This window comes from Variovorax sp. JS1663 (genome assembly GCF_002157355.1).
Classification (GTDB): Bacteria; Pseudomonadota; Gammaproteobacteria; order Burkholderiales; family Burkholderiaceae_C; genus Variovorax.
Window position 1 is genome coordinate 1 of the sequence record NZ_LYMK01000066.1, and the last position, 13,900, is coordinate 13,900.

Consider the following 13,900-nt stretch of genomic DNA (forward strand, 5'->3'; position numbering starts at 1 on the left):
GCGCTGCCGCCATTCCGGATCCCCGGCGACGACGCCGCGCCGCTGCCGCCCGGACATCGGTCCGTGCCCCTGCGCATCGCGTCGGAGTACATCAAGGCGGACTGAAGGCCGAGCACCTGTGGGCCTGTGGTCGGCGGCGCCGGATAATCCCGGCGATGTCTTCCCCCAAAGTGATCTTCGGCTTCCATGCCGTAGCCGTGCGCATCAAGACCGCGCCGTCCTCGGTGATCGAGGTGCTCTTTGATGCAACCAGGCGCGATGCCCGCATGCGCCAGTTCATCGCCCGCGCGCAGGAGGCCGGCGTGCGCCTGATCGAGGCCGATGGCCTGCGCCTCGCCAAGCTCAGCGGCAGCCACGGGCACCAGGGCGTGGCGGCGCGCGTGCAGCCGATCGCGCAGACCCGCTCGCTCGACGAGCTGCTCGAAGGCCTGGAAGCGGCCGGCACCGTGCCGCTTCTGCTGGTGCTCGACGGCGTTACCGATCCGCACAACCTGGGCGCCTGCCTGCGGGTGGCCGACGGCGCCGGGGCGCATGCGGTGGTCGCGCCCAAGGACCATGCGGCCGGCATCAACGCCACCGTGGCCAAGGTCGCGAGCGGGGCTGCCGAGACGATGCCCTATTTCATGGTGACCAACCTCGCGCGCACGCTCAACGAGCTGAAGGAACGCAACATCTGGTGCGTAGGCACCAGCGACGATGCGCCCGGCACGCTCTACCAGAGCGACCTGAAGCGCCCGCTCGCGCTGGTCCTCGGGGCCGAGGGGGAAGGCATGCGCCAGCTCACGCGCAAGACCTGCGACGAACTGGTGCGCATCCCGATGGCCGGGGCGGTCGAAAGTCTCAACGTGTCGGTGGCCAGTGGGGTGTGCCTCTACGAGGCGATGCGGCAGCGCGGCAGCTGAGCTTGTTCAGAGCGCCGCGAAGTGAGTATCGCCCGAGTGCTCGCGCGACTTCCAGTCGTCGACCCACCCCCGTGCCTTGCGCTCCAGCGTGTCGCAGGCGCCGTCAGCGCCGGCGAAACGGCCTGACAGAGAGATGCGGCACTTGTGTTCGCCGCCGAGAAGCAGATCCGCATGGCCCGATGTCTGGCCATCGGCGGTCGCCGCGTCCAGGCAGATGCGGATGTCCCAATCGTCATAGACAAAGCGCTTGACCTCGCCGTCCTCGTCCATCGTTTTCCTCGCTCGTGTTCACGTCCGGGTCATCCGGACCTGCATCGAGCTTAAACCGTTCACGTGACGGCTTCCGTGAACGAGGCGTTCCCGCCTTGCATTCTTTGCGACGGGATGTGTCCTAGGAAGGGTCCTTGCTGCGTGTACGCCCCACGGCGCTGAAGATGCCGATGCCCAGCAGGATCAGGGCGCCGATGCCGATATACAACGTGGGCACGCCGGCCACCGAGGCACCCCACGCCAGTCCGGCGAGGAAGATCACGAAGCCGAGTAGGTAAAGCGCGAAGGACATGGTTCTTCTCCGTCTTGGGAAACGGCCCCCAGTCTCGGCGAGGGCGCTCGGGCAGGGCAGGCGGCCACGGCCGCCAAAGCATGTCGGAGCGAGCCTACTGCCGGGTCGTGCCCGGCTCGGTGCTCGCCTCGTCCAGCAAGGCAATGGCCTCCGCATCGAGCGTGAGGCGCGCAGCCGCCGCCAGATCGTCGAGTTGCTGGACCGAGGTGGCGCTCGCGATCGGCGCCGTGACGGAGGGCCGTGCGATCTGCCAGGCGAGCGCCACCTGGCCCGGCGTGGCGCCGTGGGCCTTCGCGACCTCGTCGAGCGCGGCCAGGATGCGCAGCCCGCGCGGATTCAGGTACTTCTTCGTCGTGCTGGCGCCGCGTGCGCTCTTGGCCGCATCGGCCTCGCTGCGGTATTTGCCGGTCAGGAAGCCGGCGGCGAGGGCATAGAAGTTGATCACGCCGACGCCGCGCGCCGCGCACAGCGGCTCCAGCGCCTCTTCGTACACCGCGCGGTCGTACAGGTTGTACAGGGGCTGCAGGCTCTCGTAGCGCGGCAGCCCGGCGCGCTCGGCGACGTCCAGCGCCTCGGCCAGCCGCGGCGCGCTGTAGTTGGAGGCGCCGATGGCGCGCACCTTGCCGGCCCGGATCAGGTCCGCGAAGGCGCCGAGGGAGTCGGCCAGCGGCGTGTCCGTGTCGTCGTCGTGCGATTGATAGAGGTCGATGTGGTCCGTCTGCAGGCGCCGCAGCGACGCGTCGACCGCCTCGCGGATGTAGGCCGGCGACAGGCCCTTCTTGTTCTCGCCCATCGGCTTGCCCACCTTGGTGGCCAGCACCACGCGATTGCGCTTGCCGCCCTGGCGCAGCCACTTGCCGATGATGGTCTCGGACTCGCCGCCGCTGTGGCCGGGCACCCAGTACGAATAGACGTCGGCGGTGTCCACGAAGTTGAAGCCGGCGTCCAGCCAGGCATCGAGCAGGCGGAAGGAGAGCTTCTCGTCCACGGTCCAGCCGAAGACGTTGCCGCCGAAGGCCAGCGGCGAAACCTGGAGGCCGGAACGGCCGAGGGGGCGAAGTTGCATGGATGCTTTCCTTGAAGGACGGTTCACACGAAGCCGAAGGCGCCCAGCAGCGCGCCGGCACCCAGCAGCCACAGCAGGTGGATGCGGGTGCGCCAGACGATAAAGGCTGCGACGCCCGTGACCAGCCAGAGGTGCCAGGCAGGCGCATGGCCGCCATGGTTACCGGCGGACAGCACCCAGCCGGTGGCGATCAGCAGGCCCACCACCACCGGCGCCATGCCCTGCTTGAAGGCGCGCACGCCGCGCCGCTCGCGGTTGCGGTGCCCCCAGCGCGTGGCGACATAGGTCAGGGTGGTGCTCGGCAGCATGATGCCCACCATGGTGACGGTCAGCCCGAACAGCCCGAGCGCCCAGGCGTGCGGGCCGGCGCCGATGCCGCCGCCCGCGTTGATGCCCACGTTCCAGCCCATCAGGGCCACGAAGAGCACGTTCGGCCCCGGCGCCGCCTGTGCGATCGCGACCGAGGAGCTGAACTGCGCGTCCGTCAGCCAGCCATGGCGGTCGACCAGGTAGCGGTGCATGTCGGGCACGGTGGTAATGGCGCCGCTGATGGAGAGCAGCGAGAGCAGCAGGTACTGGCCGAAGAGGCCCAGCCAGTCGTGCCAGTGCATGGTAATGCTCATGGGCCGATCTTCCGCCAGGTCCACACGCACACCACGCCGCCGACGGCCAGCAGCACCCAGCCCAACGGAATCCGCACCAGCGCGATGGCGGCGAAGACGATCGCCACGATGCCGAGGCAGACGCCGAAGCCGAGGGGATGCCGCCGCAGCGCCGGGATCAGCTTGATGCCGGTGGCTGCGATCAGGCCGCCGGCCACCGCGCCCATGCCGCGCAGCGCACCGGCCACCTGCGGATCGCCGGCGAAGTGGGCATAGAGCAGGGCCAGCACCAGGATCACGCCGAGCGGCACGGTCAGCATGCCTGCCACCGCCGCCACCGCGCCGCGCAGGCCGAAGTAGCGGTCGCCGATCATCAGCGCCAGGTTGATCACGTTGGGGCCCGGCAGGACCTGGGCCACCGCCCAGTCCTCGAGGAACTCGTCGGCCGTCAGCCAGCGTTTTTTCTCGACCATCTCGCGCTGCACGATGGCCAGCACGCCGCCGAAGCCCTGCAGGGCCAGCCAGGTGAAGGACACGAAGAGGTCGCCGGTGGAGCGGGGCTGCGGTCGCTCGGCGGGCGCCGCGGGGGAGGGGGCCGGATGCATCGCGCCCGATTATCGGTGCAGGCCGCCCGGCCCGCATGCTGCGACACTCGCGGGCATGCAGCCGCGCGCACTCCTCGATCTCCTCAAGCAGGCCGTCCTGTCGTGGAAGGCCGACTACGCCCCCAGCATGGGCGCCGCATTGGCCTACTACACCGTGTTCTCGGTGGCGCCGCTGCTGCTGATCGTGATCTCGATCGCCGGCCTGGTCTTCGGCGAGGATGCCGCGCGCGGCGAGATCATGACCCAGCTCTCGGGCCTGATGGGCGAGCAGGGCGCGCGGGCGGTGCAGGGCATGCTGGAGGCGGTCAACAAGCCCCGCGAGGGCATCATCGCCACCGTGGTCGGCCTGGCACTGCTGGTGGTGGGCGCGACCACCGTGTTCGGCGAGCTGCAGGACGCGCTCGACCGCATCTGGCGCGCGCCGCAGCGCAAGGAAGGCAAGGGCCTGTTCAACCTGCTGCGCGTGCGGCTCCTGTCCTTCAGCATGATCATGGGAATCGGCTTCCTGCTGATGGTGTCGCTGGTCGCCAGCGCCGCGCTGGCAGCACTGAGCAAGTGGTGGGCACCGGTCTTCGGCGGCTGGGCTGCCCTGGCGCAGGGCGTCAACTTCGTCTTCAGCTTCGCCATGGTGACCGTGGGCTTCGCGATGATCTACAAGATCATGCCGCGCGTGCAGGTGCAGTGGCGCGACGTGTGGGTGGGCGCGGCGGTGACGGCGCTGCTCTTCACCGTCGGCAAGCACCTGATCGGCCTCTATATTGGCAAGAGCAGCGTGGCCTCGGGCTACGGCGCCGCGGGTTCGCTCGTGGTGGTGCTGGTGTGGGTCTACTACTCGGCGCAGATCTTCCTGCTGGGGGCGGAGTTCACCTGGGTGTATGCGCGCAAGTACGGTTCGCTGCGCGGCGTCGACCGGCCCCAGATGAAGCCGGATCCGGTCTGAGCGCAGCCGGGGAACACCGCGGAACCGGCTTTGCCGGGCCGCTGGTGTTGCCCCCGGTGAGGGGGTTGGCGGACCACACGGAGTGGGGGAGCCTGGGGGAGAGCGTCATTTCAGCCCTTCCCACCACAGCGCGTTGGTGCGAGGCCGGCCGATGGTGAGCACCTCGCCGATCACCGGCGTCGCCAGCTCGATCTTCTTCGCCTCGGCCAGCTTTGCGACGCGCGCCAGCGGGTCCTGCCAGGTGTGGAAGGCCAGGTCGAAGGTGCTGTTGTGCACCACGTACATCACCTTGCCCCGCACGTCCTCGAAAGCGCGCACGCTCTCCTCGGGCGTCATGTGCACCGCCGGCCAGTAAGGGTCGTAGGCGCCGTTCTCGATGAGCGCCAGGTCGAAGCCGCCGAAGCGCTCGCCGATCTGCCGGAAGCCCGCGAAGTAGCCCGAGTCGCCGCTGTAGAAGACGCGCTGCGCTGCGCTCTCGACCACCCAGGAGGCCCACAGCGTGCGGTTGCGGTCGCTCAGCGTGCGGCCCGAGAAATGCTGCGCCGGCGCCGCGGTGAGGCGCACGCCGCCGTGCTCGGTGGACTGCCACCAGTCGAACTCGGCCACCCGCTCCCGTGACACCCCCATCTCCACCAGCCGGGCACCCACGCCCAGTGGCACGAAGTAGCGCTGCACACGCTGCGCCAGGTACTCGATGGTCGGCACGTCGAGGTGGTCGTAGTGGTCGTGGGACAGGATCAGGCCCTCGATGGGCGGCAGGTCCTCCAGCTTGAGCGGCGGTGGATGGAAGCGCTTGGGCCCGACGAAGCTGAACGGCGAGGCGCGCGCGCCGAACACCGGGTCGATCAGCCAGTACTTGCCGCGCAGCTTGAGCAGGTGCGAAGAGTGGCCGAGCCGGATCACGTGGTTGGCCTCGCGGTCCAGCGCCTCCAGCTGCGCCGGGCTGACCGGCTGCACGGGAATGGGATCGACCGGCACGGTCCCGGTCTTGGTCGCGACCAGGAAGCGGGACCAGATCTTCCATGGACTGGCCGAGGGCAAGGCCTCGGGATTGGGCGGGTTCTCGAACACGCAACCGCCCTTGCCGAACTGCGGCGAGTTGCCGTAGGGCGTCTCGCAGGCGCCGCTGGCGGTGCCGGCGCAGCCGGCGATCAGGCCGAAGACGGCGGCCAGGAACAGGCTCTTGCAGATGGAGTCGATGGTCATGGTCGCGGGCGGGGGTTGCGGCGGGTGCGAGCTTACCCGCGTCCGGCATAGGCCGTTTGCGGCATTGTGGCCCCCGTTCCACCGTGAAATATTTCACGCCGAACGACGAGGAGCCGCATGGACGAAGCGATCCAGAAGCTGGTCACCGCACGCCGGCAGGCGCTCTCGGGCGCTGACGACGGGCACCGGCCCTGGGGCCTGGCACTGTCGGGCGGCGGCATCCGCAGCGCGACCTTCTGCCTGGGCCTGATGAAGTCGCTGGCCGCACGCCGGCAACTGCTCAAGTTCGACCTCATCTCCACGGTCTCCGGCGGCGGCTACATCGGCGCCACGCTGGGGCGGCTGTGCACCAACGCGGCGTCGGCCGATGAGGTGCGCGACATCGAGCGCGCCTTCGCCGACGTGGACCGCGCGCGCTTCGGCTGGTGGCTGCGCGGCAACGGCCGCTACCTGATTCCCGGCGGCCTGCGCGACACCCTGTTCGCCACCGCGCTCTACCTGCGCAACCTGCTCGGCACGCACATCGAGATCGCCATCGCGGCCGGCCTGATCGGCATGGTGCTGGCCGCCATCAACCTGCTGCTGTGGGACGCGGTGTTCCGCGCGGTCGACCTCAACAGCGTGCCGCCCGACGCCGTGACCGGCGTCACCGACCTGGCCAGCGTGCATTCGCTGCGCCTGCTGGTGCAGTGGGCCACGCAGTGGCCGACGCTGTGGTTCACGCTGGTCGGGCCTTTCCTCGCCTCGGTGGTGCTGGCCTGCGCCTACTGGTCGGTGCGCGACCGCAAGTCGACCGGCTCGATGCTGCTGCAGGTGGCGATGTGGTGCGTGCTGGCCGCCGCCGCCTGCTGGGTCGGGCCGCAGCTGGTGCGGCACTACAGCGGGTCCCTGTGGCTGGCGCCGGCCTTCGTGGGCTTCGCACTGTGCTGGGTAGTGGCGCTGCTGTGGGTGCTGTGGCGCTGTCGCAAGCGCTCCCCCGGCGAGCTGCGCAACGAACTGACGGACGCGCTCGCCTCGGTGCTCAACACCGTGCTGCTGATCGTCATGCTGGGCCTGCTCGATCGCGCCGGCTGGTGGATCGCGGCCGAGGGGCAGGACATCCGCGCCACCTACGGTGCGATCCTGCTGGTGGTGGCGGCGGGGCTGCGAGGCGTGTTGCCGATGCTGCTGTCGCAGAAACACGAGACGCCTGGCATCGGCAAGTCGCTGATGCTCTCGCTCGCCAGCCTCCTGGGCCTGCTGCTGGCCTTCTGCCTCGCAGCCTGGTGGGTGGGGGTGGTGTATTCGGCGGTGCTGCTGCCGGTGTTCACGCCGGCGGGCCTGGACTTCTCGCGCGGCTGGGTCTGGCTGGGCACCATCTTCGTCATCGTGTTCAGCTACGCACTGGTGACGGGGCGCAACTTCGCCTTCCTCAACGTCTCCTCGCTGCACATGTTCTACAAGGCGCGCATCGTGCGCGGCTACCTGGGTGCGGCCAATGCGCGGCGCCTGGGCGCCAGCCCGACCGACCAGGTCTCCGGCCTGGAGCCGCCGCAGGTGCCGGTGGGCGAGGTCGATGCGCACGACGACATCTCGCAGTTGCGCTACGCGCCGCACCTGCACGGCGGGCCGGTGCACCTGGCCAACGTCTGCATCAACCAGACGCACGACACCAAGCAGCGCCTGTTCAACCGCGACCGCCGCAGCCAGCCGCTCACCGTCGGCCCGCTCGGCTTGATGCAGGCCGGCGGCGCCGGCTGGGCGCAGGCGCATGGGGAGGGCGCTCTCACGCTGGGGGCCTGGACCGCGATCTCCGGCGCTGCCTTCGCACCCGGCCTCGGCCGGCTCACCAAGCGCGGCATCGCCGCGCTGTCGGTGTTCGCGGGCCTGCGCCTGGGCTACTGGTGGAACAGCGCAGAGGCGGGCATCGCCCAGCGCGGCGCGGCGGTGCACAGCAGCCCGCTGCTCATGAAGACACGCTTCATGCTGCTCGAGTGCTTCGGCGTGTTCCCGGGCAGCAGCTCGGCCAACTGGTACCTGAGCGACGGCGGGCACTTCGAGAACACCGGTGCCTACACGCTGCTGCGCCAGGAGGCCGCACTGATCGTGATCGCCGACTGCGGCGCCGATCCCGACTACCGCTTCTGCGACCTCGAGATCCTGATCCGCCGCGCGCGCATCGACCTCAACGCCGAGATCACCTTCATGAAGCCGCGCCCCGGCGCCGACTGGGCGCACCTGGGTGCCTTCGGCTCGCTCAACGACCTGGCCTCGCCCAACAGCCAGGCCTGCCTGGCCCTGGCGCAGGTGCGCTATGCCAGCGGCGCGACCGGGCAGATCGTGCTGGTCAAGCCCAATGTCTCGGCCGCGCTGCCGGTGGACCTGGTCAACTTCAAGGCGGCCAACCCGCTCTTTCCGCAGCAGCCCACCACCGACCAGTTCTTCGACGAGGCCCAGTGGGAAAGCTATTTCCGCCTCGGCGCCGAGATCGGCACGCGCCTCGAAGCCGAGATGCTGGAGCAGGTGGCGATGGGCGCGCCCGGCCTCTTCATGCCCGACGATGGCCAGCCGCAGGCGGTCGCGAAAGCGAGCACCGGCGGCGCGGAGGACGACAAGGACAGCGCTGCCGCGGCCGCCGTGGGCTCGATGAGCCGGCTGCAGGCGCGCGTGATCAAGGCCGGCGCGGTCACCGCCTCGGTCGGCATCGGCACCGCCGCCACCTTCGGCGTCGCGGCCTGGCAGGGCATCGACAGCTGGCGCGTCCAGCGGGCCGAGGCCGAGCAGGCCGAGAACAGCTCTTTCAAGGAGCTGACCGAGCGCTGGGCCCGTCTTCACACGGGCAGCCCGAGCGGCGATGCGCCGGCGCAGCTGGCGGCCGAGCTGCTGCGCACCGGCGACCTGCTGTGCCGCGACGGCCGCGACAACTTCATGGCCAAGTTCCGGCTCTCGGTGCGCATCGTGGACGATGCCAAGCAGGCCTGCGCCGACGAGCCGCCCGCCCAGCGCGCACCGGCCTGTGCGCGCCTGCTCGACGCGGGCAACGGCATCGACTGCCTGCAGCCCGCGCAGGCGCCGCCCTGCGCGCCGCGCTACTGGGCACGCGACTACACCGGCCAGGTCGGCTCCAAGCAGAACTGCAGCGGCACCTTGCCGACGCCGTGGCCGGCCGTGGTGTGGTTGCGCGACCGCGCGCAGGACCTCTGGGGCGGCCCTGGCGATCTGCAGGTGGCCACGGCGCCGCCGCATGCCGGGACACCGCCGGCCTATCCCCCGCCCAGCGCCGACCCGGCGCCCGTCAACGGCAACGAGCCGCCGCGGCCGCCAGCCGACGTCTGCGAAGGCTCGGTGGTCTACATCCAGCTCTACGGCCCCGCGCTGCGAGACAAGGCGCGCGGCTGGCGCGGCCCCTGGCGCAGCCTGGGCGCCTCCGTGCCGCCGATCGAGGACGTGCTGAGCACCTCCCGCCGCGCCGGCCGCTCGCCGCCGGTGGGGCATCCGGAGCCCACCGTGATCATCCGCGACGAGAAGATGCGCGCCTGCGCCCAGGCCCTGGTCCAGACCGCCACCTCGCCGACCGGCCAGCCCTGGGCCATCAAGCTGCGGCCGCAGGGCGGCAGCGAGACGAGAAGCAACATCGAGGTCTGGCTGCCGCGCACGGGCGGGCCGGTGGCGAACTGAACAGGCCGGCCCCGGCGAGGTCCCGTGTGCGCCGGACCAGCCAGTCCCCGTGATCGGCATCTGCGAGGCATCGAGGCTCGAGGCCGCGCAGGATGGCGTAGTCGTCATGCGGGTTCGGGCGCAAACGGTACCATTCCGCGGACGCGTCCCTGAAAACGTTCATGATCGACAGCGATATCGCCATCAGTGTGGCTGCACTGGCACTGCAGAAATCGGAAAAGCTCGCAGGCGTCGCACTTCGGCAGTTCCTCGAGAATCTAAGGGCGGTGGCAGGGATCCAGGCACTTTCGATCAATGATGTGCTCGAGCGCGCCGGTATTTCGAGGCCCCATGTGAACATGACGGTGGGAGATGTCGAACGCCACATCGACGCAGCCCTTGCGCTTGGTATTGCGCCGCTGCCCATCTCGTCCGTACGCTATCCGCCCATGCTGCGGCGGATGGTGGATGCGCCGCTCGTGTTGTTTGCGCGTGGCGACATCGCGGTGCTGGAGAGGCTTCCTGGCGTGGCCGTGACTGGCACGCGCAGGGCAACGCCGCACGGCCTGGCCATCGCCAGGCGAATATCCCAGTACCTGTCCGACGAGGGCCAGGTGGTCGTGAGCGGCTTGACCGTTGGCATCGACGCCGCGGCGCACGAAGGTGCCATGAACGGAAAGAGCCCGGCGATTGCCGTGTTGGCGCACGGGCTTGAGAGAGCAACCCCGGCCCGGGTTCGGCCGTTGGCTGATCGCATCCTTGAAGAGGGCGGCGCGTGGGTTTCAGAGCACCCGCCGGGTGTACGGGCCACGCCGGCGAGCCTTGCGTCGTGCCATCGCATACAGGTCGGTTTCACATGCGCCTCCATCATCGTCGAGGGCGGCGAGCAGAGCGCGTCGACCGCGCACGCGGAGTTCTGCCGCCGCGAGAACCGAATGATGTTCGCCGTCCTTCCTCAGCCGGGCTCCAACGTCAGCACGTCGAGCGGCCTGCCAGAAGCGCTGGTGGCGCAGCATGGGGCGACGCCGATCCACTCGCGCGCAGACTACCCTGCCATGGTGGATGCGGTGCTCACGCAGGCGGCCCGCCTGGGCGTCGTGCCGTAGCTCGAAGCGAGGTCCGCCGCGCTGCCTTGGGACGGCTGCTGACGCGGATCCGCGCGGCCGAAGACTCTCCTAATCCGCCCCCGGCTTCCACACCCGCGCCAACACTGCCAGCTTGCTGCGCAGGTTGTGCCGCTCGTCCGACAGCGCATCGATGAAGTCCGACAGCCGCTTGGACTTGATCATCGTGTAGAAGGTCAGCCAGGTGGTGAAGGCGCCCACCACGCCGAACCACGCGAGCTTCTTCCACAACGGCGAGTCGGCCTCGGCCAGCAGGTTCATGCCGAGGAAGCCGGTGGTGACGGTGCCGATCAGGCCGAACAGCGTGACCACGGTCAGCCGCACCACCGTGTTGGCCTGGCGGCGCAGGCTGTCGGCGTCGAGGTAGGTGTTCATGTCGGCGATGCGCTCCTTGACCTCCTCGTAGAGTGGATCGAGGCCCAGGTGCGTCGCGCACAGGCGCGACAGCGCGCGCACCTGCGCCTGCTCCGAGATCTCGTGGAACCAGTAGCGGTGCGTGAAGCGCAGGAAGCCCTCGAAGCTGGCGCGGATGGCGCGCTTGAAGCGCTTGACGCTGGCCACGTCGTGCACGTCCAGCCGGCGCAGCGCTTCCACCAGGCGATCGGAGTACATCAGCAGCGCCGCCTTCTGGAAATGCGCGATCAGGAAGACCAGGAAATGCTGGTGCCGGAACTGCGCCAGCACGCCGCGGTCGCGGCAGCAGAAGAACTCCGAATCGGCCGTGCCGATCACCACCAGCGAGCGGCCGCTGCACAGGTAGCGCGTGTTGGGCGCGCTGCCGGCGTCGACCCAGAAGCGGTCGTAGCAGTAGCGCTGCTCGAAGTCCGCCATGTGATCCTCGGCGAAGGGCAGGGGGCCGCTGCCGCTGACAGCGGGTTCGGCGGCGCCGGTCACCAGCGCCAGCCGGATGAAGTCGTGGCGCGACAGCCGCCGTGGATCGTCGAGCGCGAGGTAGGCCATCAGCGGCATGCGGTAGTACTCGAGCTGGCGGAAGCGCAGCGCGCCGGGATCGCCCGAATGGTCGCTCACCAGCGGCTGCATCAGCCAGGCCCAGTGGGCGGCGATGCGCGGTGCGCGGTGCTCGGCCACGTGCGCGAGGAACAGATCGCTCTGCTGCGCATCGGAGCTCGCGAGCACGCCGCCGTTGGCATCCAGCCACTCGACGCTGCTCATGCAGTGCAGCGCCGCGCCCTGTGCGTCCCAGCCGCCGGGGTAGGCCCGGCCGAAGCGGTACAGGATCTCCTGCGCCTGCGGCAGGCTCAGGTCGTCGACGCCGACTTCCATGTTGAGCATCACCACGTCGACGTCGAAGAAGAAATACAGGTCGGTGTGCACCACCTGCAGCGTGACCGGTGCGTCGCCCGGCTTCGGCACCACGCGCACGGCGGCGATGTCGCGCCGGCGGAAGATGTGCATCGGCGATTCGCCGCCGGGGCCGCCCGTCTCGCGGCCGCGCCGGCCTTCGCCGTACAGGAAGCGCTGCACGTAGGGCAGGAAGCTCACGAACTCGTTGTAGTGGCGCTCGTGGAAGCCTTCGCTGCTGCCGGTGTACTCGTCCACTTCCTCGCGCCAGGGGGAGCCGTCGCCGGCTTCTTTCAGCCACTGCCAGGGGCTGCGCCGATCGTGCGGCGCATTCGGCGTCGGCATCAGGCGCAAGGGCCACAGGAGCGTCGCGCGCAGGTGGCGCACCACCGGTGCCGCACCCGCCGCCTGCGCCGCAGCTTCTAGGGTTGGAGTGATCTGCTGCATGGCGCCAGTGTAGGCACGCGGCCCGGGCGGACGGAACGGTGCAGGAAGTGGGCTAGGGCAAACCCTGATGTGCTTCTGAAACCGGTTTCATACACTGCACAGGCACCCGGCAGAAGCCTTCGGGTGCTCCTCGCACCTCGGCGCACACCGCCTGAACCGCATCCACTTCGTGAACTACCAATTCCAGTTCGACGCCGTCTTCGCCGCCTGGCCGCTGCTGCTGAAGGGCACCTGGATCACCATCCAGCTCTCGCTCGTCGCCACGCTGCTGGGCCTGGTGGTGGCCATCTTCTGCGCCTGGGGCAAGACCTCCGGGCCCGGCTGGCTGCGCTTCATCGTCAATGCCTACATCGAGGTGATCCGCAACACGCCCTTCCTGGTGCAGCTGTTCTTCTTTTTCTTCGCGCTGCCGGCCATCGGCCTGCGCTGGTCGCCCTACACGGCCGCGCTCACCGCGATGGTGGTGAACCTCGGCGCCTATGCGACCGAGATCATCCGCGCCGGCATCGAGTCCATCCCCAAGGGGCAGATCGAGGCGGGCAGGGCGCTCAACCTCAAGGGCTGGGAGATCTTCCGCTTCGTCATCATCAAGCCGGCGCTCAAGGCCATCTATCCGGCGCTGACCAGCCAGTTCATCCTGCTGATGCTGAGTTCGGCAGTGGTCTCGGTGATCTCGGCCGACGACCTGACCTCGGTGGCCGCCAACCTGCAGTCGCAGACCTTCCGCAGCTTCGAGATCTACATCGTGGTGGCCGGCATCTACCTGGTGCTGGCGCTCGCGTTCTCGGCGTTGTTCAAGCTGATCTACCGGCGCACGCTCAACTACCCGGACCGCCGCTGAGGGCAATCGACCATGCGTACCTTCGGCTTTCCCGATTTCCTCTTCATCCTCGAAGCGGCCCAGTGGACGCTCGCGCTGTCGCTGATCGCTTTCATCGGCGGCGCCATCCTCGGCCTCGTGATCGCGCTGGCGCGCACCTCCGAGAGCCGGACGGCGCGCGCGCTGGCCACCGCCTTCATCCAGGTGTTCCAGGGCACGCCGCTGCTGCTGCAACTGTTCCTGATCTTCTTCGGCGCGCCGGTGATCGGTTTCGACATCAACCCGTGGATCGCCGCCGGCATCGCGCTGGTGCTCAACAGCGCGGCCTTCCTCGGCGAGATCTGGCGCGGCTGCATCGAGGCCATCCCGCGCGGCCAGACCGAGGCCGCGCATGCGCTGAACCTGAGCTACGCGAGCCGCATGCGCGACGTGGTGCTGCCGCAGGCCTTCAAGATCGCGCTGCCGCCCACCGTGGGCTACGTGGTGCAGATCATCAAGGGCACCTCGCTGGCCGCGATCATCGGCTTCACCGAGATCACGCGGGCGGGCCAGATCATCAACAACGCGACCTTCCAGCCGCTCTACGTGTTCACGACCGTGGCGGCGATGTACTTCGCGATCTGCTGGCCGCTGTCGCTGATCGCCGGCCACATGGAGCGCAAACGCGCCCGCGCACTGGCCCGCTGAT

At 69.4% G+C, this 13,900-nt stretch carries 13 protein-coding genes; 6 read left to right on the plus strand and 7 right to left on the minus strand.

Features of this window, described 5'->3' with window-relative positions:
- Positions 1 to 155: 155 nt before the first annotated feature.
- The gene (rlmB, locus tag A8M77_RS31940; RefSeq protein ID WP_086925500.1) at positions 156 to 902 is read left to right on the plus strand and encodes a 23S rRNA (guanosine(2251)-2'-O)-methyltransferase RlmB; all 747 of its coding nucleotides are present in this window, start codon (positions 156 to 158) and stop codon (positions 900 to 902) included.
- Between the two features lie 6 nt (positions 903 to 908).
- On the opposite strand, the gene A8M77_RS31945 is transcribed toward rlmB, so the two are convergent.
- From A8M77_RS31945 to A8M77_RS31960, 5 genes are all read right to left on the minus strand, one after another.
- A complete protein-coding gene (locus A8M77_RS31945; RefSeq protein ID WP_086925501.1) occupies positions 909 to 1,172 on the minus strand; it encodes a hypothetical protein in 264 nt (87 codons plus the stop codon).
- 121 nt (positions 1,173 to 1,293) lie between these two features.
- Entirely contained in the window at positions 1,294 to 1,464 is a 171-nt protein-coding gene (locus A8M77_RS36530) for a SoxR reducing system RseC family protein (protein WP_143694847.1), read from the minus strand.
- A 94-nt stretch (positions 1,465 to 1,558) separates the two neighbouring features.
- Positions 1,559 to 2,530: an aldo/keto reductase gene (locus tag A8M77_RS31950; protein WP_086925502.1), complete on the minus strand. Its 972-nt coding sequence runs from the start codon at positions 2,528 to 2,530 to the stop codon at positions 1,559 to 1,561.
- A 23-nt stretch (positions 2,531 to 2,553) separates the two neighbouring features.
- Positions 2,554 to 3,153, minus strand: a complete 600-nt coding sequence (locus A8M77_RS31955; RefSeq protein WP_086925503.1) for a chromate transporter — start codon at positions 3,151 to 3,153, stop codon at positions 2,554 to 2,556.
- The gene (locus A8M77_RS31960) at positions 3,150 to 3,737 is read right to left on the minus strand and encodes a chromate transporter (RefSeq protein WP_086925504.1); all 588 of its coding nucleotides are present in this window, start codon (positions 3,735 to 3,737) and stop codon (positions 3,150 to 3,152) included. Before A8M77_RS31960 ends, A8M77_RS31955 begins: the two co-directional genes overlap by 4 nt.
- Positions 3,738 to 3,792: 55 nt before the next feature.
- On the opposite strand from A8M77_RS31960, the gene A8M77_RS31965 reads away from it, so the two are divergent.
- Positions 3,793 to 4,677, plus strand: a complete 885-nt coding sequence (locus A8M77_RS31965; RefSeq protein WP_086925505.1) for a YihY/virulence factor BrkB family protein — start codon at positions 3,793 to 3,795, stop codon at positions 4,675 to 4,677.
- A 105-nt stretch (positions 4,678 to 4,782) separates the two neighbouring features.
- Here the strand turns inward: A8M77_RS31965 and A8M77_RS31970 are convergent, their stop codons facing one another.
- Complete coding sequence (locus tag A8M77_RS31970; protein ID WP_086925506.1) at positions 4,783 to 5,883, minus strand: MBL fold metallo-hydrolase; 1,101 nt, start codon at positions 5,881 to 5,883, stop codon at positions 4,783 to 4,785.
- A gap of 117 nt (positions 5,884 to 6,000) precedes the next feature.
- Between A8M77_RS31970 and A8M77_RS31975 the strand changes: the two genes are divergently transcribed.
- Positions 6,001 to 9,540, plus strand: a complete 3,540-nt coding sequence (locus A8M77_RS31975; RefSeq protein WP_086925507.1) for a patatin-like phospholipase family protein — start codon at positions 6,001 to 6,003, stop codon at positions 9,538 to 9,540.
- 161 nt (positions 9,541 to 9,701) lie between these two features.
- Positions 9,702 to 10,625 (plus strand): DNA-processing protein DprA, encoded by a 924-nt coding sequence (locus A8M77_RS31980; protein WP_086925508.1) that lies wholly within the window; start codon positions 9,702 to 9,704, stop codon positions 10,623 to 10,625.
- A 69-nt stretch (positions 10,626 to 10,694) separates the two neighbouring features.
- On the opposite strand, the gene A8M77_RS31985 is transcribed toward A8M77_RS31980, so the two are convergent.
- A complete protein-coding gene (locus A8M77_RS31985) occupies positions 10,695 to 12,392 on the minus strand; it encodes a hypothetical protein (RefSeq protein WP_086925509.1) in 1,698 nt (565 codons plus the stop codon).
- A 169-nt stretch (positions 12,393 to 12,561) separates the two neighbouring features.
- On the opposite strand from A8M77_RS31985, the gene A8M77_RS31990 reads away from it, so the two are divergent.
- Both A8M77_RS31990 and A8M77_RS31995 read left to right on the plus strand, forming a co-directional pair.
- On the plus strand, positions 12,562 to 13,233 hold the full coding sequence (locus tag A8M77_RS31990) for an amino acid ABC transporter permease (RefSeq protein ID WP_086925510.1): 672 nt from the start codon (positions 12,562 to 12,564) through the stop codon (positions 13,231 to 13,233).
- A 12-nt stretch (positions 13,234 to 13,245) separates the two neighbouring features.
- Complete coding sequence (locus A8M77_RS31995; RefSeq protein ID WP_086925511.1) at positions 13,246 to 13,899, plus strand: amino acid ABC transporter permease; 654 nt, start codon at positions 13,246 to 13,248, stop codon at positions 13,897 to 13,899.
- Position 13,900: the final 1 nt, after the last annotated feature.

Coding starts and splice junctions, on each gene's coding strand:
- rlmB (WP_086925500.1), top strand. CDS start 156: ATGTCTTCCCCCAAAGTGATCTTCGGCTTCCATGCCGTAGCCGTGCGC.
- A8M77_RS31980 (WP_086925508.1), top strand. CDS start 9,702: ATGATCGACAGCGATATCGCCATCAGTGTGGCTGCACTGGCACTGCAG.
- A8M77_RS31950 (WP_086925502.1), bottom strand. CDS start 2,530: ATGCAACTTCGCCCCCTCGGCCGTTCCGGCCTCCAGGTTTCGCCGCTG.
- A8M77_RS31960 (WP_086925504.1), bottom strand. CDS start 3,737: ATGCATCCGGCCCCCTCCCCCGCGGCGCCCGCCGAGCGACCGCAGCCC.
- A8M77_RS31975 (WP_086925507.1), top strand. CDS start 6,001: ATGGACGAAGCGATCCAGAAGCTGGTCACCGCACGCCGGCAGGCGCTC.
- A8M77_RS31995 (WP_086925511.1), top strand. CDS start 13,246: ATGCGTACCTTCGGCTTTCCCGATTTCCTCTTCATCCTCGAAGCGGCC.
- A8M77_RS31970 (WP_086925506.1), bottom strand. CDS start 5,883: ATGACCATCGACTCCATCTGCAAGAGCCTGTTCCTGGCCGCCGTCTTC.
- A8M77_RS36530 (WP_143694847.1), bottom strand. CDS start 1,464: ATGTCCTTCGCGCTTTACCTACTCGGCTTCGTGATCTTCCTCGCCGGA.
- A8M77_RS31955 (WP_086925503.1), bottom strand. CDS start 3,153: ATGAGCATTACCATGCACTGGCACGACTGGCTGGGCCTCTTCGGCCAG.
- A8M77_RS31945 (WP_086925501.1), bottom strand. CDS start 1,172: ATGGACGAGGACGGCGAGGTCAAGCGCTTTGTCTATGACGATTGGGAC.
- A8M77_RS31985 (WP_086925509.1), bottom strand. CDS start 12,392: ATGCAGCAGATCACTCCAACCCTAGAAGCTGCGGCGCAGGCGGCGGGT.
- A8M77_RS31965 (WP_086925505.1), top strand. CDS start 3,793: ATGCAGCCGCGCGCACTCCTCGATCTCCTCAAGCAGGCCGTCCTGTCG.